The 24,913-nt window shown below is 58.9% G+C and carries 20 protein-coding genes; 10 read left to right on the forward strand and 10 right to left on the reverse strand.

Features of this window, described 5'->3' with window-relative positions:
• Positions 1-85: 85 nt before the first annotated feature.
• Entirely contained in the window at positions 86-1,519 is a 1,434-nt protein-coding gene (gene degP, locus M8318_RS00980; protein WP_262660672.1) for a serine endoprotease DegP, read from the reverse strand.
• 130 nt (positions 1,520-1,649) lie between these two features.
• Positions 1,650-3,164 (reverse strand): dGTPase, encoded by a 1,515-nt coding sequence (gene dgt / locus M8318_RS00985; RefSeq protein ID WP_262660673.1) that lies wholly within the window; start codon positions 3,162-3,164, stop codon positions 1,650-1,652.
• A gap of 82 nt (positions 3,165-3,246) precedes the next feature.
• On the opposite strand from dgt, the gene mtnN reads away from it, so the two are divergent.
• From mtnN to M8318_RS01000, 3 genes are read left to right on the forward strand one after another with little or no spacing between them, the layout of a single operon-like run.
• A complete protein-coding gene (gene mtnN / locus M8318_RS00990) occupies positions 3,247-3,945 on the forward strand; it encodes a 5'-methylthioadenosine/S-adenosylhomocysteine nucleosidase (RefSeq protein ID WP_106994294.1) in 699 nt (232 codons plus the stop codon).
• A complete protein-coding gene (btuF, locus tag M8318_RS00995; RefSeq protein ID WP_262660674.1) occupies positions 3,938-4,753 on the forward strand; it encodes a vitamin B12 ABC transporter substrate-binding protein BtuF in 816 nt (271 codons plus the stop codon). The genes mtnN and btuF overlap by 8 nt, the downstream gene beginning before the upstream one ends.
• Positions 4,754-4,755: 2 nt before the next feature.
• On the forward strand, positions 4,756-5,379 hold the full coding sequence (locus M8318_RS01000; protein ID WP_262660676.1) for a TRIC cation channel family protein: 624 nt from the start codon (positions 4,756-4,758) through the stop codon (positions 5,377-5,379).
• Between the two features lie 50 nt (positions 5,380-5,429).
• Here M8318_RS01000 and erpA read toward each other — a convergent pair whose 3' ends face one another.
• Both erpA and clcA read right to left on the reverse strand, forming a co-directional pair.
• Positions 5,430-5,774, reverse strand: coding sequence for an iron-sulfur cluster insertion protein ErpA (gene erpA / locus M8318_RS01005; protein WP_032616597.1), 345 nt, complete (start codon positions 5,772-5,774; stop codon positions 5,430-5,432).
• 79 nt (positions 5,775-5,853) lie between these two features.
• On the reverse strand, positions 5,854-7,230 hold the full coding sequence (gene clcA, locus M8318_RS01010; protein ID WP_262660677.1) for a H(+)/Cl(-) exchange transporter ClcA: 1,377 nt from the start codon (positions 7,228-7,230) through the stop codon (positions 5,854-5,856).
• Positions 7,231-7,407: 177 nt separating this feature from the next.
• On the opposite strand from clcA, the gene hemL reads away from it, so the two are divergent.
• Positions 7,408-8,688 (forward strand): glutamate-1-semialdehyde 2,1-aminomutase, encoded by a 1,281-nt coding sequence (gene hemL / locus M8318_RS01015; RefSeq protein ID WP_262660679.1) that lies wholly within the window; start codon positions 7,408-7,410, stop codon positions 8,686-8,688.
• Positions 8,689-8,779: 91 nt separating this feature from the next.
• Here hemL and fhuB read toward each other — a convergent pair whose 3' ends face one another.
• The 6 genes from fhuB to hrpB form a co-directional block, all read right to left on the reverse strand.
• A complete protein-coding gene (gene fhuB, locus M8318_RS01020) occupies positions 8,780-10,762 on the reverse strand; it encodes a Fe(3+)-hydroxamate ABC transporter permease FhuB (RefSeq protein ID WP_262660681.1) in 1,983 nt (660 codons plus the stop codon).
• Entirely contained in the window at positions 10,759-11,649 is an 891-nt protein-coding gene (fhuD, locus tag M8318_RS01025; protein ID WP_262660683.1) for a Fe(3+)-hydroxamate ABC transporter substrate-binding protein FhuD, read from the reverse strand. The genes fhuB and fhuD overlap by 4 nt, the downstream gene beginning before the upstream one ends.
• The gene (gene fhuC / locus M8318_RS01030; protein WP_262660685.1) at positions 11,649-12,446 is read right to left on the reverse strand and encodes a Fe3+-hydroxamate ABC transporter ATP-binding protein FhuC; all 798 of its coding nucleotides are present in this window, start codon (positions 12,444-12,446) and stop codon (positions 11,649-11,651) included. The genes fhuD and fhuC overlap by 1 nt, the downstream gene beginning before the upstream one ends.
• Before the next feature lie 54 nt (positions 12,447-12,500).
• Positions 12,501-14,750: a ferrichrome porin FhuA gene (gene fhuA, locus M8318_RS01035; protein WP_262660687.1), complete on the reverse strand. Its 2,250-nt coding sequence runs from the start codon at positions 14,748-14,750 to the stop codon at positions 12,501-12,503.
• Between the two features lie 232 nt (positions 14,751-14,982).
• The gene (mrcB, locus tag M8318_RS01040) at positions 14,983-17,505 is read right to left on the reverse strand and encodes a bifunctional glycosyl transferase/transpeptidase (RefSeq protein WP_262660689.1); all 2,523 of its coding nucleotides are present in this window, start codon (positions 17,503-17,505) and stop codon (positions 14,983-14,985) included.
• Positions 17,506-17,602: 97 nt separating this feature from the next.
• Positions 17,603-20,032, reverse strand: a complete 2,430-nt coding sequence (hrpB, locus tag M8318_RS01045) for an ATP-dependent helicase HrpB (RefSeq protein WP_262660691.1) — start codon at positions 20,030-20,032, stop codon at positions 17,603-17,605.
• Between the two features lie 73 nt (positions 20,033-20,105).
• Here hrpB and thpR point away from each other — a divergent pair, with 73 nt between their 5' ends.
• From thpR to folK, 6 genes are all read left to right on the forward strand, one after another.
• Positions 20,106-20,636: an RNA 2',3'-cyclic phosphodiesterase gene (gene thpR, locus M8318_RS01050; protein ID WP_262660692.1), complete on the forward strand. Its 531-nt coding sequence runs from the start codon at positions 20,106-20,108 to the stop codon at positions 20,634-20,636.
• A gap of 12 nt (positions 20,637-20,648) precedes the next feature.
• On the forward strand, positions 20,649-21,353 hold the full coding sequence (sfsA, locus tag M8318_RS01055; protein ID WP_262660693.1) for a DNA/RNA nuclease SfsA: 705 nt from the start codon (positions 20,649-20,651) through the stop codon (positions 21,351-21,353).
• A 177-nt stretch (positions 21,354-21,530) separates the two neighbouring features.
• Positions 21,531-21,986, forward strand: coding sequence for an RNA polymerase-binding protein DksA (gene dksA, locus M8318_RS01060; protein WP_072570677.1), 456 nt, complete (start codon positions 21,531-21,533; stop codon positions 21,984-21,986).
• A 72-nt stretch (positions 21,987-22,058) separates the two neighbouring features.
• A complete protein-coding gene (gene gluQRS / locus M8318_RS01065) occupies positions 22,059-22,946 on the forward strand; it encodes a tRNA glutamyl-Q(34) synthetase GluQRS (RefSeq protein WP_269468269.1) in 888 nt (295 codons plus the stop codon).
• A gap of 53 nt (positions 22,947-22,999) precedes the next feature.
• The gene (gene pcnB / locus M8318_RS01070) at positions 23,000-24,397 is read left to right on the forward strand and encodes a polynucleotide adenylyltransferase PcnB (protein ID WP_262660700.1); all 1,398 of its coding nucleotides are present in this window, start codon (positions 23,000-23,002) and stop codon (positions 24,395-24,397) included.
• The gene (gene folK, locus M8318_RS01075; protein ID WP_262660694.1) at positions 24,394-24,873 is read left to right on the forward strand and encodes a 2-amino-4-hydroxy-6-hydroxymethyldihydropteridine diphosphokinase; all 480 of its coding nucleotides are present in this window, start codon (positions 24,394-24,396) and stop codon (positions 24,871-24,873) included. Before pcnB ends, folK begins: the two co-directional genes overlap by 4 nt.
• The last annotated feature ends 40 nt before the right edge of the window (positions 24,874-24,913 follow it).

The raw sequence follows: 24,913 nt of genomic DNA on the forward strand, positions 1-24,913 counted from the left end.
CGGGGAGAAGTATGGACTTGTGGAAGGGTTCACAGAAAGGAATGAAAAAGCCCCTGTTTCCAGGCAGAAACAGGGGCTGAACAGATTACTGCATCAGCAGATAGAGAGAGGTATCGCCACGCTGGATATTCAGCGCCAGCACCGATGGTTTGCTGTCGAGAATTTTGCGCAGTTCTTCAACGTTCTTAATCGGCTGCTGGTTAGCCCCGATAATCACATCCCCTTTCTTCAGGCCGATACGGGCAGCCGGGCTGTTGGCTTTAACATCATCCACCGACACACCTTTATCCTGGCCTTTGTTGCTCATATCCGCACCTTCGATACCGCTGAAGACCGCGGTAGCACCACCCGCCGGATTCTGGCTGCTCTGTTGCAGTTCCAGCGCCACCGTCACCGGTTTACCTTCACGCAGCAGGCCCAGAGAGACTTTACTGCCCACCGGCATAGAACCCACTTCGGCACGCAGTGCCGCGAAGCTGCTGACCGGTTTACCGTTCAGGGTGGTGATCACATCCCCGGCTTTGATCCCCGCTTTCGCCGCGGAGGAGTTTGGCATCACCTGGCTGACAAAGGCGCCGCGCTGGGCGTCAACCTTCATCGCTTTCGCCAGCTCGGAGTTCAACTCGGTACCGAGGATACCCAGCTCGCCGCGTTTCACCTGGCCAAACTCAACCATCTGTGCGGTCAGGTTTTTCACCATGTTGCTCGGGATCGCAAAACCAATCCCGATGTTGCCGCCGTCCGGGGCGAGGATCGCGGTGTTAATCCCGATCAGTTCACCGTTGAGGTTGACCAGCGCACCACCGGAGTTACCGCGGTTGATCGCTGCATCGGTCTGGATAAAGTTTTCGTAGTTTTCCGCATTCAGGCCGCTACGGCCAAGGGCAGAAACAATACCGGAGGTGACCGTCTCACCCAGACCAAACGGGTTACCGATCGCCACGGTGTAATCCCCAACGCGCAGCGCGTCAGAATCGGCCAGCTTAATCGCGGTCAGGTTTTTCGGATCCTGAATCTGAATCAGAGCGATATCAGAGCGCGGATCTTTGCCGACCATTTTGGCGTCAAGCTTGCGCCCGTCGCTCAGCTGCACCTTGATGCTGCTGGCGTTGTCCACCACATGGTTGTTGGTAACAACATAGCCTTTGGCGGCATCAATGATCACACCGGAACCCAGCGCCATAAATTTCTGCTGCTGACCGCCGCCGTTGCCATCACCTGCCCCGCCCTGGCAGAACGGTGAGCTCTGGAATGGCGAACCTTCCTGGCAGAACGGTGAGTTATCACCGAAGAACTGCTGGAAGTTACGCGGCATGCGCGGCGTGTTGACGGTAGTGCTGCCTTCGACATTGATGCTCACTACCGACGGCATCACTTTTTCCAGCATCGGTGCCAGGCTTGGCATCTGTTGCGCCGTGGCTGCGGAAGAGACGGTCTCTGCTGCGCTGGCAGACAGAGGGGATAACGCTAAACCTAAACTCAGAGCCAGTGCACTCATTGCTAAAGTGGTTTTTTTCATGTTTCTTAATCTCGATTTACAGGTCACGCACAATTGCTGTGTATATCAGATTCGTTTCGTCGCGCTAAGTTCCGGCATTAAGTTTCTGGAAAAAGTAAAAATTTATTGGTCGTCTTTACAAAACTCAGCCTTATTCCACCGCCATCAACTTGCGGTATTCATCCCACGCATATAAGTCTGTCATGCCGCTGATATAGTCCTGGATCAGGCGGCAGCGATAATAAAACTCCAGCACCGGCCAGTCTGGCTGCCGGCGGTCAAATTTACTCACCGACTCCACATACGCCAGCCGATGGCGCGGCGACAGTTTATGAAAAAGCCGGGATTCAATCGGTAAACGGCGAACGCGTTCCTTTTCGACCAGCTCGCTGAATTCCTCCACCGATAATTGCAGCAGCGGACGGTAGATCTCCAGCAGGCCGGTTATCACCCGGTAGCCCTGTAATTCCAGCTGCTCGACCTCGGGATGGCTGAACACGTGACGCATGGCGACATTTTTATAGAGTTCAAGCAGTTGGCTAAAGCTACTGTCGTCCTCCAGCAGTGCATGATTGAATTCACCGCTGTAAATCTGTTCGATATTGTCGATAAAACGCTCAGCCGCGTAGGGCACCAGCTTATTTAATGTATTGACGCGCAAATACATAAAGAACTGGTCTTCGGTACTGCGGCTGAGGGAATTGGAGCGTGATTTATCCCAGGCGTTTTCAACCACCTGAGAAAATAAGGAGCCTTTCTCGTGGTTGCCCCAGGCATCATAAAGATGCTGATAAAGCCCCTCGACGCTGAATATTCTTTTCTCTACCGCATCCTCCAGATCGGCCACGCAATAGGAAATATCGTCTGCTGCTTCCATAATCCAGGTCAATGGAAAACGGCCATACGGCGTGAGGGACAGTTCCTGACGGAGCCGCTCGATATACGCCTCTTCCGAGAAATAATACCCCGGTTTTTTCATTAAATAATTGTGCGTCGCGGGCGGATCACCCTGCCACCAGGCGGGGCGGGTGTATTTCAGAATGCATCCCACCTGCGCCCAGGTGAGGTTCATGCGCATCAGGGAGTGCACCAGGCGGATGCCCTGCGCATTACCCTCAAAATGACACAGATCCTGGCGCACCTTGCGTCGCAGCCCGTTCAGCGTCTCTTCGCCTTCACGCAGCCGTAGAGCCTGGACCACGCAGCGGTCGTCGCTGAGCGGCTGGCTGGCGGCATCAGAGGGGAACAGGCGCTGGCGGAACCAGTCATTGATAGCCGCTTCGCCAAAATGACCGAAGGGGGGATTACCGATATCGTGCATCAGGCACGCCATCTCGACGATGCTTTCGAACGGCCCGGTCAGCTCATCCAGCCCGTAGGTCTGAAGCAGGCACTGCTCCTTGAGGCGGCTTAAGATCTCTTTGGCGATATAGCGGCCCACCTGCTGCACCTCCAGCGAGTGGGTCAGGCGGGTGCGGACGGCGGCGTTGCGCTCGAGGGGAAAGACCTGCGTTTTTTGCTGCAGGCGGCGGATTGCCGGTGAATTAACGATGCGTCCGCGGTCGCTTTCGAAGATCCGCAGGATCTCATGTTCGCTCTTGTTCCCCTGCGGAGAGCGGTACCGGCGACGCCAGTTAATTTTGGTACGAAAATCGATTGGTGCCATGTGCTCCCCCGCGTGAGAATGCGTTTCCCCTGAAGCGCATGATAGACTATGCATCTTAACAAGGCACATCGCGAGTAAATCTATGAAAATCGGTATTATTGGAGCAATGGAACAAGAAGTTACGCTGCTGCGTGACAAAATTGAGAACCGTCAGACCCTCTCTCTGGGTGGCTGCGAGATTTACACCGGCACGCTGAACGGGACAGAAGTTGCTCTGCTGAAATCGGGTATCGGTAAAGTTTCCGCCGCGCTGGGCGCAACCCTGCTGCTGGAACACTGCAAGCCAGACGTGATCATCAACACCGGTTCTGCGGGCGGCCTGGCGCCAACCCTGAAAGTGGGTGATATCGTGGTGTCTGACGAAGCGCGCTATCACGACGCCGATGTGACCGCCTTCGGTTACGAGTACGGCCAGCTCCCGGGCTGCCCGGCCGGTTTCAAAGCCGATGACAAACTGGTTGCCGCCGCAGAAAGCTGCATCGCGGAGCTGAACCTCAACGCGGTGCGCGGCCTGATTGTCAGCGGCGATGCCTTTATCAATGGCTCCGTGAACCTGGCGAAAATCCGCCATAACTTCCCGCAGGCAATTGCCGTTGAGATGGAAGCCACTGCCGTTGCTCACGTTTGCCATAACTTCAACGTCCCCTTCGTGGTGGTTCGCGCCATCTCTGACGTGGCGGATCAGCAGTCTCACCTGAGCTTCGACGAGTTCCTCGTGGTCGCTGCCAAACAGTCCAGCCTGATGGTTGAGACCCTGGTGCAGAAACTGGCGCGTGGCTAAGCCGCTCCTCAGGGCGCTTCTGGCGCTGTTTCTGCTGACACCGGCGTGGCTTCTGGCCGCGCCGCGTGTTATCACCCTCTCCCCTGCCAATACCGAACTGGCCTTTGCCGCCGGGATCACCCCCGTCGGGGTCAGCAGTTTTTCCGACTATCCCCCCGAAGCGGCGAAAATTGAACAGGTCGCCACCTGGCAAGGCATCAACGTTGAACGTATCGTCGCCCTGAAGCCCGATCTGGTGCTGGCCTGGCGTGGTGGCAACGCAGAACGTCAGGTCAACCAGCTGGCCTCGCTGGGGATAAAAGTGCAGTGGATCGATGCCACCCGCATTGAACAGATCGCCCAGGCCCTGCGCGACCTTGCCCCCTGGAGCCCGACGCCAGACCAGGCCCAACGGGCCGCACAGCAGATGCTGGCCGATTTTGCCGCCTTAAAAACCACTTACGGCACCCTGCCGAAAAAGCGGGTATTTCTTCAGTTCGGCCAACAGCCTCTGTTCACCACCAGCCAGGGTTCTCTGCAACATCAGGTGCTTGAGCTGTGTGGCGGGGAAAATATCTTCGCTGCCAGCCGTGTTCCCTGGCCCCAGGTAAGCCGCGAGCAGGTGCTGGCGCGCCAGCCGCAGGCGATCGTGGTGGCCGGTTCTGCGGGCGATATTCCTAAAATAGAACAGTACTGGCAAAGCCAGCTAAAAATACCCGTGATTGCGCTCAACAGCGACTGGTTTGAGCGCGCAAGCCCGCGTATTATCCTCGCCGCAAAACAACTCTGCTCTGCGCTGTCGCAGGGCCACTCATTTTCCCGAGGATGACGATGCTCGTTTATTGGCTGGATATTCTTGGCACAGCCGTTTTTGCGATCTCCGGCGTTCTGCTGGCCGGTAAATTACGCATGGATCCGTTTGGCGTGCTGGTGTTAGGCGTGGTCACCGCCGTGGGCGGCGGAACGATCCGCGATATGGCCCTCGATCATGGCCCGGTATTCTGGGTTAAAGATCCCACCGATCTGGTGGTGGCGATGGTCACCTGCCTGTTAACCATTATTCTGGTCCGCCAGCCGCGCCGCATGCCGAAATGGCTGCTGCCGGTACTGGATGCGGTGGGCCTCGCAGTGTTTGTTGGCATTGGTGTGAATAAAGCCTTTATGGCTGGCACCGGTCCGCTGGTAGCGATCTGTATGGGGGTAGTCACTGGCGTGGGTGGCGGGATTATCCGCGATATTCTGGCGCGCGAAGTGCCGATGATCCTGAGAACGGAAATCTACGCCACGGCCTGTATTCTGGGTGGGATCGTCCACGCCACGGCCTGGTATACCTTTCACGTTCCGCTGGAACAGGCGGCGATGCTGGGGATGGTGGTGACGCTGGGGATCCGGCTGGCGGCAATCCGCTGGCACCTGAAGCTGCCAACCTTTGCGCTGGATGAAAACGGCAGGTAAAGGGAAGGGTTTTGTTGGCCCGGTAAGCGAAGCGCCACCGGGCATAACTATCAGATGCTGAACGACGAACCACACCCGCAGGTGCTGGTTGCATTCGGGTTGGTCACCACAAAGCGGGAACCTTCCAGGCCTTCGGTGTAGTCCACCGCGCCACCCACCAGATACTGCAGGCTCATCGGGTCAACGACCAGCGCGACGCCCTGCTTCTCAATGGTCATGTCGCCGTCGTTAACCTGATCGTCAAAGGTGAATCCATACTGGAAGCCGCTGCAGCCGCCGCCGGTAATGTACACACGCAATTTCAGCTCCGGGTTGTCTTCATCGGCAATCAGGTCTTTTACTTTTTTGGCTGCTGCTTCGGTAAACTGCAACGGCAGCGCTACGTCATCACTCATCTTATGCTCCCATGAATACTGCTAGTGGGTAAAAATCACCCAATTCTTGTTGTCATTATCTAATACCCTGGTAATTCATTCAAGTATTCTGCTTCGCCAGGGTACGGGCAAGAATGGTGGAGTATAGCGGTTTCCCGCCGAGGAACTGGGCTAATAGTGTGGCCCCCAGGCAGGTAATGATCATTGGCAAAATGAGCTGGTAATTGTCGGTCATCTCCAGCACCAGCACGATGCCGGTCAATGGCGCACGCAACGACGCCGCCAGCAGCGCCCCCATTCCGGCGATGGCGAAGGTGCCAGCCTCAAGATGATACGCCGGGAAACCTGCGGCAGCGGCCATACCAAAAGCCGTACCCAGCAACGTGCCCAACGCCAGCATCGGGGCAAAAATGCCCCCAGGCGCGCCGGAGGAGAAGCAGAGTACGGTGGTGATGACCCGGGAGATAAACATAAACAGCAGCAGGCCGATACTGAAATTACCCGCCGCCGCAATCGGGATCAGGCCAAAGCCACCGCCTGCCGCATTGGGCTCGATAAAACCCAGCACGCCGCACACGCCCCCCAGCAACCCGCCCACCAGCACCCATTTGGTGGTGTTGCCGCCATGGATCCGCTGGAACATATCCTGAGCGCGAATGATAAGGGCATTAAAAAGCGGGCCGACAATGCCAAAAATCATGCCGAGGATCAGATACAGCCACAGCGTATTGACCGGCGCGTTGGTCAACTTACCGACCTCAATCACCGCCCCTTCGCCATTGAAAAGCCGAAAGACAATGCTCGACATAATCACGCCGGTGAAGACCGCTTTTATCGAGACCAGGTTATAGCGGAACTGAGCGCGCATCTCTTCGATGATAAACAGGATCCCCGCCAGCGGGGCATTAAAGGCGGCGGAAAGCCCTGCGGCAGCGCCGGTTGCCAGCAACGTATGGCGAGCTTCGGCGCTGCGCATTCTGAACAGATCGCTGACCATACGGCCAACGTTACCGCCCAGCTGTACGGTCGGCCCTTCCCGCCCGAGCACCATCCCTGCGCCAAGCGTCCCCATCCCGCCGATAAACTTAACGGGCAGTACGCGCCACCAGCGCACCGGACGCAGCTCCTCGAGCGCCCCTTCTATCTCAGGGATCCCCGAGCCGCCCGCTTCCGGCGCGAATTTACGCACCAGAAAATAACCGACCATCGCGAACAGGGCAGATAAACCAAACGCCAGGATCCAGACCAGCACGTCACGATCGGCATAACCCGCCACGGTGCCAATACGCCAGTTAAGCACGCCATTGACGGCCTTTTCGAACGCGACGCCTACCAGCCCGGCCAGCGTGCCGACAACGGCCGCGCCCAGTAAAATCGCCAGCGGTGTCTTGTCGCGGTTAAGCAGCCGTCGGATGCTGATACGGTATCGCGCCCGCGCAAACTGTTGTTCTTCAAATGAGGGAGAATCTGCTTTCATTGCCCGTTATCTTTCGTCATACAAATAGCCGCAGGGATTTTACCAGAGACCGCCCGGCCGTCTCCGGAAAATTGCTTAACAATTGTTAATGGATTACCTGGGTAAAGATTTCATAACCTTCCACGAATCACTTAGAATAGTGGGCTTAATCATTTTATACGAGCCAGGAACGACGCCATGAGCAAGTCTGAAAACCTCTACAGTGCAGCCCGCGAGCTTATCCCCGGCGGTGTGAACTCCCCGGTCCGTGCCTTTACCGGCGTGGGCGGTACACCGCTGTTTATCGAACGTGCCGATGGCGCCTGTCTGTACGATGTGGATGGCAAAGCCTATATCGATTATGTCGGCTCGTGGGGCCCGATGGTATTGGGTCACAACCACCCGGCGATCCGCAACGCGGTGATCGAAGCGGCGCAGCGCGGATTAAGTTTCGGTGCGCCGACCGAGATGGAAGTGAAAATGGCGGCGCTGGTGACCGAGCTGGTGCCGACCATGGATATGGTGCGGATGGTGAACTCCGGTACCGAAGCGACCATGAGCGCCATCCGTCTGGCCCGTGGCTTTACCGGCCGCGACAAAATTATTAAGTTCGAAGGCTGCTACCACGGCCACGCGGACTGCCTGCTGGTGAAAGCAGGTTCCGGCGCGCTGACCCTCGGCCAGCCGAACTCTCCGGGCGTGCCAGCGGATTTCGCGAAGCACACCCTGACCTGCACCTATAACGATCTCGATTCCGTGCGCGCGGCGTTTGAACTGAACCCGCACGAGATCGCCTGCATCATCGTCGAGCCTGTCGCAGGTAACATGAACTGCATTCCACCGCAGCCGGGCTTCCTGCAGGGCCTGCGTGCGCTGTGCGACGAGTTCGGCGCGCTGCTGATTATCGACGAAGTGATGACCGGTTTCCGCGTGGCCCTCGCGGGTGCGCAGGCCTATTACGATGTGGTGCCGGACCTGACCTGCCTGGGCAAAATCATCGGCGGCGGCATGCCGGTAGGTGCTTTTGGTGGCCGCAGAGAGGTAATGGACGCGCTGGCACCAACCGGTCCGGTCTATCAGGCGGGTACGCTCTCCGGTAACCCGATTGCCATGGCGGCCGGTTTCGCCTGCCTGAATGAAGTAGCGCAGCCGGGCATTCACGCCACCCTCACCGAACGCACCACCCAGCTGGCAAACGGCCTGCTGGAGGCAGCTGAAGAGGCGGGTGTTCCGCTGGTGGTGAACCACGTTGGCGGCATGTTCGGCATCTTCTTCACCGACGCGAAAACCGTAACCTGCTATCAGGATGTGGTGAAGTGCGACGTTGAGCGCTTCAAGCGTTTCTTCCATCTGATGCTGGAGGAAGGTGTCTATCTGGCGCCGTCAGCCTTTGAGGCAGGCTTTATGTCGGTCGCGCACAGCGAAGAGGATATCAATAACACCATCGACGCGGCGCGTCGGGTGTTTGCGAAGCTCTGAGTCGTGGGTTGCCGGGTGGCGCTAACGCTTACCCGGCCTACGGTTCGAAGGTTTTGTAGGCCGGGTAAGGCGCAGCCGCCACCCGGCTTTTTTATCGGCTCTGTTTCCGCAGAAGATAGATAAAGTACGGCGCACCGATGAAGGTGGAAAGCAGTCCCGCCGGGATCTGATACGGGAACAGCACCATTCGGCCACACCAGTCGGCGAACACCAGCAGGATCCCCCCCGTTAACGCCGACATCACAATGTGCGGCATCGTCCGGCGGAAGCCCATCATTCGCGCGATATGCGGCGCCATCAGCCCGATAAAGCTCAGCGGACCAATGGTCAGGGTAGCTGTGGCCGTCAGCGACGCCGCCAGCAGCAGCAGACCGATGCGCGAAGCACTCAGCGCCATCCCCACCGACCGGGCCGTGTCGCCCCCCAGCGGCAGCACCGTCAGCCAGCGACGGCACAGCGGCACCAGCGCCAGCAGCACGATCATCGCGATACCGGTGCTCACCACCTGTTCGGTAGTGGCATTATAGGTTGAGCCGGCGATCCAGGTCAGGATCTGCGCCATGCGCGGATCGCCGCTGGCCTGCAGCATCATCAGCAGCATGGTGAAGGCAGTACTCAGGGCCATCCCCGCCAGCAGCATCCGGTGCGGCGAGAAGCCGCCCCTTCCGGCAGCAATCATGATGATCAGCAGCGTCACCGCCGCACCGATACTGCCCGCGGGCATCAGCCAGCCGAAGGCATTACCCGGCACAAAGAAGAGCATCACTACCACGCCGAAAGCCGCACCGGAGCTGATCCCCAGCACTTCCGGGCTCGCCATCGGGTTGCCGGTCAGACGCTGGATAATGCAGCCCGCGACCGCCAGCATCACCCCGGCAATCAGCGCGGCGAAAATACGCGGCGCGCGCCACGGCAGCAGTTCATCAAGCATCGCCCCGCTCGCCCAGTGCCAGCCCGATGCATCCCGGCCAAACGCCAGAGCCGCAATCACCGCCAGCAGCAGCACCGCGCCGCCCGCCAGGGCAAACCACAGCACGTGATGACGCTCAGCCTGCACGTTATCGCCGGCGTTCATCGCCGGAGCGCTCATGCTGCGCAGACGCGGCAGCAGCCACAGCAGCAGCGGCGCGCCAATCAGCGCCGTCACTGACCCGGTAGAGACTTCCATCCACACCCGCGTCAGCCAGAGGATCACCTGATCGGAGAGCCAGAGGATCAGCGCCCCAATCAGCGGGGCAAGGATCAGCCGCGAGAGCAAGCGCCGCGCGCCGAGCATTTTTGCCAGCAACGGCGCGAACAGGCCGATAAACCCGATGATGCCCACCGCATTCACCAGCAGGGCGCTGATGACAATTGCCAGGGTCAGCGCCGCCAGACGGGCCAGCGACAGTGCCAGGCCGAGGTTGCGCGCCACGCCATCGTCCAGTCCCATCAGGGTGAGCGGACGCAACAGCAGCAGGGTCAGCAGCACGCCGCCGAGCAGCTGTGGCCACAGGCGCTGAACGATGCTCCAGTCGGTTTGCGTCAGCGTCCCGGTGCTCCAGAGGAACATGCTCTGCAGCTGGTCGTGATGGAAAATGACTAACAACTGATTGACTGCCCCACAGTAGAGGCTCACCACCAGCCCGGCGAGGATCAGCGTCACCGGCGAGAGGCGTTTGCCCCAGGCTACGCCAAAGACAATCGCCCCGACGACGCAGGCCCCCACCAGCGCGGCAAACTGCGCCGCCAGCACGCCCGGCAGCGCCCACAGGGTGATGATGGTCATCCCCAATTGGGCGCCCGTCGCCACGCCAAGGGTGGTGGGTTCTGCAAGCGGATTACGCAGCACCTGCTGGAACAGCACGCCCACCAGCCCAAGCCCGGCACCCACCAGCAGCGAAATCGCCAGCCGCGGGAGCAGGCTGTAGTGGAACAGCATCTGTTGAATATTGTCGATATCCGGGGCCACCAGGGCGGTGCCCCACTGGGCGCGCGGCAGGGCCAGATTGAGATTCGACCAGGTTAAGCCCAGCGCCACCACCACCAGCAGTGCCATTAACAGCGCCGGTAAAAAGGCGATCCGCGATCTCATGCCTGACCTCCCAGCGCGCTATCCAGCACGCGGGCAAAGTGCATGGCCGACAGGGTCGCACCGTAAAACCACACCGCCGGGACGCGCTTCACACGTTGCTGGCGGACAAACGGCATTGCCTGCCACAGCGGCGTCGCCATCAAGGTCTGCATCTCGCGCTCGTTGCCGTGATCGAAGCAGAGCACATCCACATCGCGGAACATGCCCAGACGATCGATGCCGACGGCAGTGCTGCCCCAGAAGGTCATCTCCCCTTCCCAGGCGTTTTTAATTCCGTAGCGATCCAGCACTTCCTGGAACAGACAGTTATTGCCAAACACCAGCATATGACGGGCATCAAGCAGGGTGACCATCAGCAGTGGGCGATCGCCCCGACCGGCAAAACGCGGTTTGTAGCTGTCGATCACGCTGTCGAAATGATCCAGATGCGAACGGGCAGCCGCCTCCATGTTCAGCAGCTGCGCCATCTCGGTTAAGGATTTGCGGGCGTTGGTCAGCGGTTTTTTGCCGTCGCTAAAGGCGAACCCGCGCCCCGGTGCAATTCGCGCCAGCTTCTCTTCCGACGGGCCATATCCAGCCGACCAGACAAGGTACGAGGGTTTCATCTGGGTGAGCAGTTCAAGGTTGGGCTCGGTACGCAGGCCAATGTCGATCACCGATTCCGGCAGACGAGGCTCGTTCACCCACAGGGTATAATTGGGAATGTCGGCCACGCCGTAGGGCGTGACGCCGAGGGCCAGCAGCAGCTCAACCGGCAGCCACTCAAGGGCGACAATGCGATGAGGATCGACAGTCGCGGCATGCGCCGTGCCCATTTTCCACAGCAGCGGCGAGAGGGCCATCGCCGTCAACAGTCGACGACGGCTAATATGTGTTAACTCAGGCATCAATAGACAAAGCTCACCGGTGCCGCTCCGGCAGGATGCGGCAGAATACCCATTGGAATTCCGTAAATGTTTTCCAGCGTTTCACTGCGCATCAGCTCGGCTGGTCTGCCCTGGGCGATCATCTCGCCACCGCGCAGTGCCACCAGATAGTCGCAGTAACGCGCCGCCATGTTGATATCGTGCAGCACTGCAATCACCGTCAGACCGCGCTGCTGGCTTAAGCGATGCACCAGCGCCAGCACATCCACCTGATGGGCGATATCCAGCGCCGAAGTGGGTTCATCCAGCAGTAAACACCGGCTGTCCTGCGCCACCAGCATGGCGATCCACGCCCGCTGGCGCTCGCCGCCGGACAGGCTATCCACCAGACGGTGGGCCAGCGGTTTTAACCCCACCAGCGCAATCGCCTCCTCCACTTTCTCGCGGTCGGCCACGCCGAAGCGACCCAAGGCACCATGCCAGGGATAACGGCCAATCGCCACCAGCTCACGAACGGTCATGCCTTCCGCCTGCGGCAGCTGTTGCGGCAGATAGGCCACCTTGCGGGCAAAGGCCTTGCTGTTCCAGCTCTCCAGCGGCTGCCCGTCGAGCAGAATATCGCCGTCGGAAGGCGGCTGATGGCGGCCAAGCATTTTCAGTAAGGTGGATTTGCCGGAGCCATTATGGCCGATCAGGCCGGTCACCTGGCCTGCGGGAAAGGTCAGCGAAAGCGGATGCAGCAGCGTGCGGCCGGGAACGCGAAAGGAGATGCCATCGAGTGCAAAAGTGGTATCGGACTGCGGGTTGTTTTCCTGCATGTTAGCCAACTTAAGTAAAGAAAAGGGCACGAAAATCGTGCCCAAGTTTAACGATTAGAAGCGGAAGGTCGCGGTCGCAACAACCTGGCGTTCTGCACCCCAGAAGCAGCCATAGGTATTGAAGCAGCTGGCGACGTATTCACGATCCAGCAGGTTGTTCACGTGCAGCGCCACGTTCGAGCCCGCCATACCAACACGCGCCAGATCGTAACGGACCAGGGCATCCATCACCGCATAGCTACCCACCTTGAAGGAGTTCGCCGGATCGCCATAGCTGGAGCTGGAGAAGCGACCGCCGGTACCCAGCGTCAGGCCAGAGAGCGCGCCATCATAGATGGTGTAATCCCCCCACAGGGAGGCCATGTGCTCAGGCACCTGCGCCGGGGTGTTGCCTTTGTAGGTGGTGTCGGTGGTGTACTCCACGTCGGTGTAGGTGTAAGACCCCACCACGTTAACGCTGGCAGACAGCGCCGCTTTGGCTTCGATTTCCACGCCACGGGCGCGGATCTCGCCGCCTTCAACCGAGAAGAACGAGCCCGCAGGATCGGCCATCAGGTTGTTGGTTTTGGTCAGCTGATACAGCGCCCCGGTCAGCACGATCGGACGATCGCTCGGGACATACTTCACGCCCACTTCATACTGCTTGCCTTTTGACGGGGCAAACGGCTTACCTTGTGCGTCGGACTGGGAAGACGGCTCGAAGGATTCGCTGTAGCTGAAGTAAGGGGTGACGCCATTATCGAACAGGTAGTTAACCCCGCCACGCCAGGTGAACTGGTTGTCATCCCGTGACGCGGTAGTGCCCGCAACGCGGTTGATGGAGTCCTGATCGGCCCAGTCGTAACGACCGCCCAGGGTAACCAGCACTTTATCCCACTGCGCCTGATCCTGGACATAGAGACCGGTCTGCTGCTGCTTGTTGAGGATCTGATACGGGCCGGAATTGTCCGGATTTTGTGAGCCGAAATCGAAATCGCTATACACCGGATTGTAGAGATCCAGCAGCGGGACGGAACCGTCATAGCCGAACCACGAGTTGATGTCGTTACGCATGCGCATAAAGTCAACGCCGGTCAGCAGGATATGGTCAACCTCGCCAGTGGCGAATTTGCTCTGCAGCTGGGTATCGACGGTGAAGTTTTGCAGCTTCTCATCGTCAACCACGTACTTACGCGCCAGGTAATGGCCTTTGTCCGCAGGGGATAACGCGTTACACAAGGCATTGCCACTGTTCGCCGCATCGGAGCAGACGCCGTAGCCATAGACGCTGTTCTGCGAGGTTTTATTCTCGGCAAAGCGCAGGTTCTGACGCACGGTGAAGGTGTCGTTAAACTCGTGATCGAAGCTATACCCGACCATTTTCTGGTTACGGGAATAGGTATTGTTTTTCGCCCCTTCGTTGAAATCGGTCGACAGACGATCGCCGTTTGGCAGCGGATCAACCGTGCCCTCTTTTGGCAACCAGCCGTAGTAACCGGTTTCTGGCTCGTTCTGGAAATAGGAGAGGAAGGTGAAGTTGGTTTTATCTGACGGACGCCAGGAGAAGGACGGCGCAATGGTATAACGCTGCTCTTCCGCGCGCTCCTGCTGGGCATTGTTGGCACGCGCTAGGCCCGTCAGGCGATAGGAGTAGACGCCGTCATCATCCAGCGCATCGCTGAAGTCAAACCCGGTCTGGAACAGGCTGTCAGTCCCGACCTTGAACTGGATCTCTTTCAGCGGCTCTGTCAGCGGACGTTTGCTGACCATGTTCAGCAAGCCACCCGGGCTGCTTTTGCCGTACAGAACGGAGGTTGGCCCGCGCATCACTTCCGCGCGCTCGATCATATAAGGGTCAATTACCGCGTCGTTATAGAAGTTGCCCTGCATCTTCATGCCGTCGAGGTAATTGTTCTGGCTTTGGCCGTCGGCAGCAAAACCACGAATAATCAGGTAGTCATAGGTGTTTGACGCACCGCGCGTACCCACTGCCACCCCTGGCGTATAGCTCAGTGCTTCTTTCACCGAGCGTGGCTGGTGCAGGGCCATCTCTTCCGCGGTCACTACGGAGATAGACTGCGGTACCTTCTCAATGGAGGTATCGGTCTTGGTCCCGGTAGCGGACTGGCGTGCGGCAATGGTTGCCGCCGGACCCCAGGCACTTTCCTGCGCAGCAGGCGCTGCGGTTACGGTGATGGTTTCTTCTTTTTTGGGGGTGTCAGCAGCCTGGGCAAAAGCAGACATGCCGCTAACCGCTGTGGCTACAACAACTGCGATTTTACGCAGCGAAGATTGCATTGGCTGAGCAGTTTTTGAATGCGCCATTGGTATATCTCTGATGAAAGAGTGAATGATAACGTAAACGAGAATTATTATTATGACCGCAGCATATTATGCGAAACATTCACGGCATAGCAAGTGATATGCGGCCCTACAGGAAATAAGGGTATAAGAAATAAACAACGGAAAATGCAGGGTTAATAAACGGGGATTTTACTGTTGGAGGGATGTTGAATTGAGGTGAAAAGTCCCTCTCCCGCAGGAGAGGGACTTTTGATTAGTTACCGCCGAACATATCTTTGATCCAGCCCGCGACGCCGTCGCTGTCCTTCTTCTCATTCTGCTGCTGCGGCTGTTGCGGTTGCTGCTGTTGCTGCTGAGGAGAAGACTGCTCAAACGGGTTGCCCGTCGGCTCTGGCGTTGGCGCCTGGCACAGGGAGTCCGGGTTGGTGGTCCAGACCGGAACGCTACGCATCCCGCCGCCACACACGAAGTTGCCCGACTGATCCACGCCCATATCGACGATATCTTCCGGTGGCGTCAGGGTTAACGGCACCGGCGACTGGTTAGCCAGATAGCGCTGGTAAATGGACATCGCCCCGCTGGCACCGTACAGTTTCGTCGGCTGGTTGTTGTCGCGTCCGACCCAGGTGATCACCACTTCACGCCCGTCGATGCCGGCAAACCAGGTATCGACATTGTTGTTGGTGGTCCCGGTTTTACCCGCCAGATGCAGACCCGGATACTTCGCGCCAAGCTGGCGACCGGTCCCGCGTTGTACCACCTGCTGCATGGTCCACAGAGTCATGTAGGCGGCCTGCGCCGGTACGGCACGCTCCGCCTGCGGGAAGCTCTGGTACAGCGGAGTGCCATCTTCGGCAATCACCGAACGCAGCGCCGAGAGCGGAGCACGGTTACCGCCGCTGGCGATGGTCTGGAACGCCTGCGCCACTTCAATTGGCGTCAGGTTCAGGGCACCTAACAGCATGGCCGGAACCGGATGCAGCTGATCTTTCGGCACGCCCAGCTTCAGCCAGGTATCGGTTACCGCTGGCAGACCCAGCGCCATCCCGAGGTTAACCGTCGGCACGTTCATGGACCGCGTCAGGGCGTCCACCAGCATTACCTGACCGCTGTACTGTTTGTCGTCGTTCTGCGGCGACCACACCTGGCCGTTTGGCTGGCGCAGGGCAATCGGGGCATCGGCAATCCAGGTATTCAGACGATACTGGTTCGGCTGGCTCAGGGCGGTGAGATAGGTCGCCGGTTTTGCCAGCGAGCCGATCGAACGGCGTGCCTGCATGGCGCGGTTGTAGCCCGCAAACTGCGGCTCTGCCCCGCCGACCATCGCCCGCACTTCACCGGTGGTCCGATCGACCACCACCATCGCGGTCTCCAGATCGCTCAGCTTGCGCTGCTTTTTCAGCGCCGGAATACCTTCCACCGCCGCTTTCTCTGCGGCATCCTGCGCCACGGAGTCAAAGGTGGTGAAGATCTTCACGCCGGAGAGATCTTTAACTTTATCGCCCAGCTTAGTCTGCAACTCCTGACGCACCATCTGCATAAACGCAGGCTGCGGGGAGATCACGCCGCCGCGCGGCTGGACGCCTAACGGACGCGCGCTAAGCATGTCGTACAGCTCCTGGTCGATCACCTGCTGCTGTTGCAGCAGACGCAGCACCAGATTACGTCGCTCCAGCGCCAGTTTCGGGTTACGCCACGGGTTGTAGATTGACGCCCCTTTCACCATGCCTACCAGCAGCGCCTGCTGGTCAAGACTCAGCTCTTCTACCGGACGGCCAAAGTAGTAGAGGCTCGCCAGCGGGAAGCCGCGGATTTCATTGTCGCCGCTCTGACCGAGGTAGACCTCGTTCATGTACAGCTCAAGGATGCGATCTTTGCTGTAGCGGGCATCCATCAGCACCGCCATGTACGCTTCGTTAGCCTTACGCCAGTAGGAGCGTTCGCTGGAGAGGAACAGGTTCTTCACCAGCTGCTGGGTCAGGGTACTTGCCCCCTGCACCGTCCGTCCGGCGGTCAGGTTGGCCAGCACCGCACGGCCAATGGAGTACAGGCTGACGCCATCGTGCTCATAGAAGTGACGGTCTTCGGTTGCCAGCAGGGTATCCACCAGCAGATCCGGGAAGCCGTTACGCGCGACAAACAGACGCTGCTCGCCGTTTGGCGAGGAGAGCATGGTGATCAGCCGCGGATCGAGACGGAAGAAACCGAACTGACGGTTGTTCTCCATGTTCTCGATGGTGTCGATATGATCGCCGTCGAAGGTCAGACGTGCACGCACCTGCCCCTCTTTGCTGTCCGGGAAGTCAAACGGACGGCGGATCATCTCGATGCTTTTCGCCTGCACCGTAAACTCGCCAGGACGGGTCATCTTCGTCACCTGGCGGTACTGGGTGGCCTCCAGCAGCTTGACCATCTCGTTCTTGCTGATGGTCATCTCCGGCTCGAGGTTGACCATCCGGCCATACACCGCCGCTGGCAATTGCCAGACTTTACCGTCGATACGGCTGCGGATCTTCTGATCCAGATAGACGCCGTAGATCGCCAGCAGGACCATGAAAACAATTAACAGCTTCAGCAGCAGCCAGAACCAGCCGCGCTTGCCGCGAGGTTTACCTTTTTTGCCTTTTCCTTTACGTGGCACGGGCGCTTCATCCTCATACTCATTATCAACGTCGTCATACTCCTCATCACTGAGGCGACGACGGCCTGCCTTTTCTTTCGCCGGACGTGAAGGCTTTCCTTTACGTCCTATTGGCTCGCGGTCATTCCCCGCCATGCTCTCTCTCCGCAACTATCAGGCGCAAGGGCCCGATTCTCAGTTCTTCCCCCTGATGGAGGAAGAAGAAATCTCTCAAATTGACCCGTTATCCGGTCTACGAATACTTTTTGGTGCGTCGGGTTGGCGCCGTATTTGCCGGATCGTCCGGCCAGACGTGCTTGGGGTAGCGTCCTTTCATCTCTTTTTGCACCTCGCGGTAGCTTCCGGCCCAGAAAGCACCCAGATCGCGGGTGATCTGCAGCGGGCGCTGAGCTGGTGATAACAGCTCCAGCACCAGCGGCACACGCCCCTGCGCAATGGCTGGCGTGTTCGCCTCGCCAAACATCTCCTGCATCCGTACCGCCAGCGCCGGAGGATTATCTTCATGATAACGAATGGCTATCCGGCTGCCGGTCGGCACAGTGTAATGCCCCGGAAGCTCAGTATCCAGACGTTGACGTAACGACCAGTCGGTTAAGTTCTGTAACGCCGCCTTAACATCCAGTGATTTCAGGGCGCGAAGCGAATGTACGCCCTGCATTTGCGGCAGCAGCCACGTCTCAAGGGACGCCAGCAGCGAGGCGTCATCCACCGCCGGCCAGGCAAACTCCGGCAGCCACTGCGCCGCGCAGTGCAGGCGGATCCGGTACTGCTCCGCCTCCGGGGTCCAGTTCAGGACGCTGAGCCCTTTATCGCGGATGCCGTTAAGCATCGCCTGATGAAGCTCCTCTTCCGACGGCTTCGCCAGCGGTTTGACGTTGACCGTCAGGCGGCCAATCTGTGCCCGGCGAAAAGCCTTCAGCGTGCCCTGGGCATCATCCCACTCGACGGTGTCAGACTGTTCCACCAGCCCCGGCGAGGCGGCGATCAGGGCATCGATATCCACGGCCAGGCCCAACAAAATACGGGCATCCGGCGACTGGCTGCCCTGCAATAACGACGGGGCAATCAACCACTCGTGACGGGTCATGGCGTCGTCGCTCTGCAGCATCGCCCCCATGCCGTTCGCCAGCTGATAGCGGCCGTCAAGCCCGCGGCGGCGGGCGATCCGGTCGGGAAACGCCTTTGCCAGCAGCGCAGGAACACAATCGCTGTCCGGCGCTCCGCCGCGGCTGTTGAGACGCGAACTTAACTGCCGGGCGCGCTGCTGCCACTCCGGCTGATTGCGGGAGAAGGCCTGGGCCAGATCGCTGCTGCTGCCTCGCGGCGGCTGTTCAAGGATAGCCGCCAGTTTTGCCGCCGTCGCAATTTCGTCTTCACCTCTGGCGCTGGCCAGCATCGCCGCCAGCCGCGGGTCGTTGCCGAGCCTCGCCATCTTCTGGCCAAACGTGCTGAGCTGCTCCCCCGCCAGCGCCCCAAGCTGGGTTAACAGGCGGCGGGCCGCAGCAAGGTTAGTCGCTGGCGGCAGATCCAGCCAGTTCAGTTGGGAAGGATCCCGGCAGCCCCACTGCAGGAGCTCCATCAGCAGACCACTGAGATCGCTGTGCAAAATTTCCGGCGTGCCCTGGGCGGCGGCACGCTCGGCCTGTTCAAACGGCGTCAGGTGCAGGCAGATGCCCGGCTCCAGTCGCCCGGCACGCCCGGCGCGTTGGGTCATCGAGGCCTGGCTGACGCGCTGGGTCAGCAGGCGGGTCAGGCCGGTGCGCGGATCGAAATTCGCCACCCGCTCCTGGGCTGAATCCACCACCAGCCGGATGCCTTCGATGGTCAGACTGGTTTCGGCAATGTTGGTCGCCAGCACCACTTTGCGCTGTCCGACCGGCGCAGGCAGGATCGCCTTACGCTGCTCGGTCAGGGACAGCGCGCCATACAGCGGACAGAGCACTACGTCGTCAGCCACGCGGCGAGCGAGCTGCTCCTGCACGCGCTGGATCTCGATCACCCCCGGCAAAAACAGCAGTAGCGAGCCGGGCTCCTGGCGCAGCAGCTCGGCAGTCGCCACCGCCACCGCTTCGTCGAAACGCAGCTGGGTGGAGAGCGACTGATAGCGCCGCTCAACCGGAAAGGTACGGCCCTCAGAAACGATCGTCGGTGCCTCAGGGAGCAGACGCTGAAGCCGGTCGTTGTCCAGGGTCGCAGACATGATCAGCAGCCTGAGATCGTCCCGTAGCCCCTGCTGGACATCCAGCAGTAGCGCCAGAGCCAGATCCGCCTGCAGGCTGCGCTCGTGGAACTCATCGAGGATCACCAGCCCTACGCCAGTCAGCTCGGGATCCTGCTGCAGCATCCGGGTGAGGATCCCCTCGGTGACTACCTCAAGCCGGGTATTGGCCCCGACACAGGTTTCAGCCCGCATCCGGTAGCCCACCGTCTCGCCCGGTTTTTCCCCCAGCAGATCCGCCAGCCGCTGCGCCACGTTGCGGGCGGCGATCCGCCGCGGTTCGAGCAGAATAATTTTGCCGTTAATTTTCCCTTCGGCCAGGATCTGCAGCGGCAGCCACGTCGATTTCCCCGCACCAGTGGGCGCAGTAAGCAGAACCTGGGGGGCGTGGTGTAACGCGAGGAGAAGTTCAGGAAGGACAGCGGCGACCGGCAACAGGGACACGAATGGCTCCAGAGGGTTAACTTTAGACGGCGTACATTGTAGCATCGCCACAATTCATTACCGAGTGCCCCGTATGTCTGAGTCGAAAAGGCTGTTTTTTGCCATTGAAATGCCTGCCCCGATCCAGCGGCAGATCGTGCGCTGGCGCGCCGATTGCTTTGCCCCGGAAGCGGGCCGCCCGGTGGCCGGGGCCAACCTGCACCTGACGCTGGCGTTTTTAGGGGATGTCAGCGACGAGAAACGTCAGGTGCTGGCGGCGATGGCCGGACGCATTCGCCAGCCGGGGTTTACCCTGACCCTGGACGATGCCGGACAGTGGCTGCGCTCCCGCGTCGTCTGGCTGGGTACCCGCCAGCCGCCCCGGGGGTTATTACAGTTAGCCAATATGCTGCGGGCCCAGGCGGCGCGCAGCGGCTGTTACCAGAGCCCGCAGCCGTTTCACCCGCATATCACCCTGCTGCGCGACGCCAGCCACGCGGTGGCCATTCCGCCGCCGGGTTTTCGGTGGACGTTTCCGGTGACCGAATTTGTCCTCTATGAGAGCCTTTTTGCCGGAGGGCGCACCCGCTATACGCCGCTCCAGCGCTGGACGCTTACCGAATAACAAGGAATCTGCATGCTGTTTACCCCTGCCCTGAAACCCGCCACGCTGGTGCAGCGCTACAAGCGTTTTCTCGCCGACGTGGTGACGCCGGAAGGCGAAACGCTGACCCTGCACTGCCCGAACACCGGGGCGATGACCGGCTGCGCCACGCCCGGCGATACCGTCTGGTACTCCACCTCTTCCAATATCAAACGCAAATACCCCCACACCTGGGAAATAACCCAGACCGCCGCCGGAGACTATATTTGCGTCAATACGCTGCGGGCGAACCAGCTGGTCAAAGAGGCGATTACTCTGGATTTAATTCCTGAACTGTGCGGTTACAACAGCTTAAAAAGTGAAGTGAAATATGGTGCTGAAAACAGCAGAATCGACTTTATGTTGCAGGCAGAGGATCGCCCTGAGTGCTATATTGAAGTGAAATCAGTCACGTTAGCTGAAAGGGATAATGGCTACTTTCCGGATGCGGTCACGCTGCGAGGGCAGAAGCATCTCCGGGAGTTGATAAGTGTGGCGGCGGCAGGCAAGCGCGCCGTGCTGTTATTTGCGGTGTTACACAGCGCAATTGGACGATTTTCACCCGCCCGCCATATTGACCTTAAGTACGCGCAACTGTTGAATGAGGCACAAAAGCAGGGGGTGGAGGTTTTGGCTTATAAAGCGGAACTTTCTGCCGATAATATGACTCTGAGATCCGCTCTTCCCGTCACGTTATAAAAGGGGTTGAGTGTTGTTTATTAAGTGTTCTGGTCGTGTGCGCAAATACGCTTTTCTTCACAGGCTTGTCAAGTGTTACGTTTAGATAATTGCCTTACGGAAAAGCATCTGTTATTTATAGCGGCCTGATTTTTCCCCCAACACGGGGATCGATAGTGCGTGTTAAGGAGAAGCAACATGCAAGAAGGGCAAAACCGTAAAACATCGTCCCTGAGTATTCTCGCCATCGCTGGGGTGGAGCCGTATCAAGAGAAGCCGGGCGAAGAGTATATGAACGAAGCCCAGCTGACGCACTTTAAGCGAATTCTTGAAGCGTGGCGTAATCAGCTCAGGGATGAAGTCGATCGCACCGTTACACATATGCAGGACGAAGCCGCTAACTTCCCGGACCCGGTAGACCGTGCCGCCCAGGAAGAAGAGTTCAGCCTTGAACTGCGTAACCGTGACCGCGAACGCAAACTGATTAAGAAGATCGAGAAAACGCTGAAAAAAGTCGAAGACGAAGATTTCGGCTTTTGCGAGTCCTGCGGTGTCGAAATCGGCATTCGTCGTCTGGAAGCCCGTCCAACAGCCGATCTGTGCATCGACTGCAAAACGCTGGCAGAAATCCGCGAAAAACAGATGGCCGGTTAATGCCGACCCTGTCATAACGCTATCACAGGCGGGAGTCTTCTCCCGCCTGATTACTTTCTGCGCTGTGTAATTATGCCTTCTGACTATATTGGGCGCTTCGCGCCATCCCCCTCTGGCGAACTGCATTTCGGCTCGCTCATTGCCGCGCTTGGGAGCTATCTGCAAGCCCGTGCCCGCCAGGGTATCTGGCGTGTACGTATCGAAGATATTGACCCCCCGCGTGAAGTTCCCGGTGCAGCAGAGACCATTCTGCGTCAGCTGGAACATTACGGCCTGCACTGGGATGGCGAGGTGCTGTGGCAATCTCAGCGGCACGACGCCTATCGCGAACGCCTGGCCTGGCTGCACGCCCAGGGACTCTCCTACTACTGCACCTGCACCCGCGCGCGCATTCAGAGCGTCGGTGGCGTCTATGACGGCCATTGCCGCACCCTGCATCACGGCCCGGAAAACGCGGCGGTGCGCGTGGTGCAACAGCATCCGGTCACCCGATTTACCGACCAGCTCCAGGGCGAACTCCACGCCGATCCACGGCTGGCGGATGAGGATTTTATTATCCATCGCCGGGACGGGCTGTTTGCTTATAACCTGGCGGTGGTGGTGGATGACCATTTCCAGGGCGTAAACGAGATTGTCCGCGGGGCCGATCTGATCGAACCCACCGTGCGGCAGATTTCACTCTACCAGCTGTTTGGCTGGCCGGTGCCGGACTATATCCATTTGCCGCTGGTGGTGAATGAAAAAGGGATGAAACTCTCGAAACAGAATCATGCCCCGGCATTACCGACAGGCGATCCTCGCCCAGTTCTTATCAATGCTTTACAATTTCTCAACCAGGATGTAACACATGAGTGGCAGGATCTGCGAACCGAAGAATTACTGGAAAAAGCGGTGGCCCAGTGGTCGCTAAACCGCGTGCCGAAAATCCAGCATTCTCAAACGCGTCTCGCTGAGCTATGATTAGCCGCTATTTTTTGTCGTGAATTCTGAAACACACACTACCGAGGTGTACTATTTTTACCCGAGTCGCTAATTTTTGCCGTAAGGTGCTGAGCCGCGATGAGAGCATGGCGGATGACGTCATTGTTCAAAATACGATGTCGGTTATTCCGCGCGAGCAGCATGCTATTTCCCGCAAAGATATCAGTGAAAACGCCCTGAAGGTCCTTTATCGCCTGAATAAAGCTGGCTATGAGGCCTATCTGGTTGGTGGCGGGGTGCGTGACTTACTGCTGGGCAAAAAGCCAAAAGATTTTGACGTGACCACCAGCGCCACGCCTGAGCAGGTGCGTAAATTATTCCGCAACTGCCGCCTGGTCGGTCGTCGCTTCCGCCTTGCTCACGTCATGTTTGGCCCAGAAATCATCGAAGTGGCTACCTTCCGGGGTCACCACGAAGGCACCCCATCAGACCGGACGACCTCTCAGCAGGGTCAGAACGGTATGCTGCTGCGTGACAACATCTTTGGTTCAATCGAAGAAGATGCTCAGCGTCGCGATTTCACTATCAACAGCCTCTATTACAGCGTGGCTGACTTTACCGTCCGCGATTTCGTCGGTGGCGTGCCGGATCTGAAAGCGGGTTTGATCCGCCTGATCGGCAACCCGGAAACGCGCTACCGTGAAGATCCGGTGCGTATGCTGCGCGCCGTGCGTTTTGCCGCCAAGCTGGATATGCGGATCAGCCCTGAGACCGCCGAGCCGATCCCGCGCCTGGCGACCCTCATCAACGATGTGCCGCCGGCGCGTCTGTTTGAAGAGGCGCTGAAGCTGCTGCAGGCGGGTCACGGTTTTGCTACCTATCAGCTGCTGCGCGAATACAGCCTGTTCCAGCCCCTGTTCCCGACCATCACGCGTAATTTCACCGAAAAAGGTGACAGCGCGATGGAACGCATCATCGACCAGGTGCTGAAGAATACCGATAACCGCATTCAGAACGATATGCGCGTTAACCCGGCGTTCCTGTTTGCGGCGATGTTCTGGTATCCGCTGCTGGAAACGGCGCAGAAGATTGCCCAGGAAAGCGGTCTGGCCTATTACGATGCCTTTGCGCTGGCCACCAACGACGTGCTGGATGAAGCCTGCCGCTCGCTGGCGATCCCGAAACGCATTACCACGCTGGTGCGTGATATCTGGCAGCTTCAGCTGCGGATGTCCCGTCGTCAGGGTAAACGCGCGTGGAAGTTAATGGAGCATCCAAAATTCCGTGCGGCTTACGATCTGATGGCCCTGCGTGCCGAAGCGGAAAACAACCGCGAGCTGCAGCTTCTGGTGCAGTGGTGGGGTGAGTTCCAGGTGTCTGCACCACCGGCGCAGAAAGACATGCTGGGCGATCTGGATGAAGATCCGGCTCCGCGTCGTCGTCACCGCCGTCCACGCAAGCGCGCGCCGCGTCGCGAAGGCGCGGCATGACGCTGGCGTATATCGCCATCGGCAGCAATCTGGCCTCTCCCCTGGAGCAGGTCAATGCTGCCGTTCAGGCGTTGGGCGACATCCCGCAATCCCGCGTTGTCGCCCTCTCCTCGTTTTACCGCACCCCCCCGCTCGGCCCGCAGGATCAGCCCGACTACCTGAACGCCGCCATTGCATTGAAGACCGCGCTCAGCGCCGAATCGCTGCTGGATAACACCCAGCGCATCGAGCTGCAGCAGGGTCGCGTGCGTAAAGAAGAACGCTGGGGACCGCGCACCCTCGACCTGGACATCATGCTGTTTGGGGATGCGGTGATTAACACCGTTCGCCTGACGGTGCCGCATTACGACATGAAGCGCCGCGGTTTTATGCTCTGGCCGCTGTTTGAAATTGCCCCTGACCTCATCTTCCCCGATGGCGAAACGTTGAGCGATCTTCTTGCCCATCTGAACGCCGAAAAACCCGCCCGCTGGTAACGCCACTTTTCTGTTAATAAACCCTAAATCTTTTATGGTT

The organism is Leclercia tamurae (genome assembly GCF_025566055.1).
Lineage (GTDB): Bacteria > Pseudomonadota > Gammaproteobacteria > Enterobacterales > Enterobacteriaceae > Enterobacter > Enterobacter tamurae.

What these genes read in the sequence shown, in the direction of transcription:
- dksA (WP_072570677.1), top strand. Translation starts at nt 21,531, where the DNA reads ATGCAAGAAGGGCAAAACCGTAAAACATCGTCCCTGAGTATTCTCGCC.
- M8318_RS01000 (WP_262660676.1), top strand. Translation starts at nt 4,756, where the DNA reads ATGCTCGTTTATTGGCTGGATATTCTTGGCACAGCCGTTTTTGCGATC.
- sfsA (WP_262660693.1), top strand. Translation starts at nt 20,649, where the DNA reads ATGCTGTTTACCCCTGCCCTGAAACCCGCCACGCTGGTGCAGCGCTAC.
- gluQRS (WP_269468269.1), top strand. Translation starts at nt 22,059, where the DNA reads ATGCCTTCTGACTATATTGGGCGCTTCGCGCCATCCCCCTCTGGCGAA.
- clcA (WP_262660677.1), bottom strand. Translation starts at nt 7,230, where the DNA reads ATGAAAGCAGATTCTCCCTCATTTGAAGAACAACAGTTTGCGCGGGCG.
- mrcB (WP_262660689.1), bottom strand. Translation starts at nt 17,505, where the DNA reads ATGGCGGGGAATGACCGCGAGCCAATAGGACGTAAAGGAAAGCCTTCA.
- fhuD (WP_262660683.1), bottom strand. Translation starts at nt 11,649, where the DNA reads ATGCCTGAGTTAACACATATTAGCCGTCGTCGACTGTTGACGGCGATG.
- folK (WP_262660694.1), top strand. Translation starts at nt 24,394, where the DNA reads ATGACGCTGGCGTATATCGCCATCGGCAGCAATCTGGCCTCTCCCCTG.
- fhuC (WP_262660685.1), bottom strand. Translation starts at nt 12,446, where the DNA reads ATGCAGGAAAACAACCCGCAGTCCGATACCACTTTTGCACTCGATGGC.
- erpA (WP_032616597.1), bottom strand. Translation starts at nt 5,774, where the DNA reads ATGAGTGATGACGTAGCGCTGCCGTTGCAGTTTACCGAAGCAGCAGCC.
- hemL (WP_262660679.1), top strand. Translation starts at nt 7,408, where the DNA reads ATGAGCAAGTCTGAAAACCTCTACAGTGCAGCCCGCGAGCTTATCCCC.
- mtnN (WP_106994294.1), top strand. Translation starts at nt 3,247, where the DNA reads ATGAAAATCGGTATTATTGGAGCAATGGAACAAGAAGTTACGCTGCTG.
- thpR (WP_262660692.1), top strand. Translation starts at nt 20,106, where the DNA reads ATGTCTGAGTCGAAAAGGCTGTTTTTTGCCATTGAAATGCCTGCCCCG.
- dgt (WP_262660673.1), bottom strand. Translation starts at nt 3,164, where the DNA reads ATGGCACCAATCGATTTTCGTACCAAAATTAACTGGCGTCGCCGGTAC.
- degP (WP_262660672.1), bottom strand. Translation starts at nt 1,519, where the DNA reads ATGAAAAAAACCACTTTAGCAATGAGTGCACTGGCTCTGAGTTTAGGT.
- fhuA (WP_262660687.1), bottom strand. Translation starts at nt 14,750, where the DNA reads ATGGCGCATTCAAAAACTGCTCAGCCAATGCAATCTTCGCTGCGTAAA.
- fhuB (WP_262660681.1), bottom strand. Translation starts at nt 10,762, where the DNA reads ATGAGATCGCGGATCGCCTTTTTACCGGCGCTGTTAATGGCACTGCTG.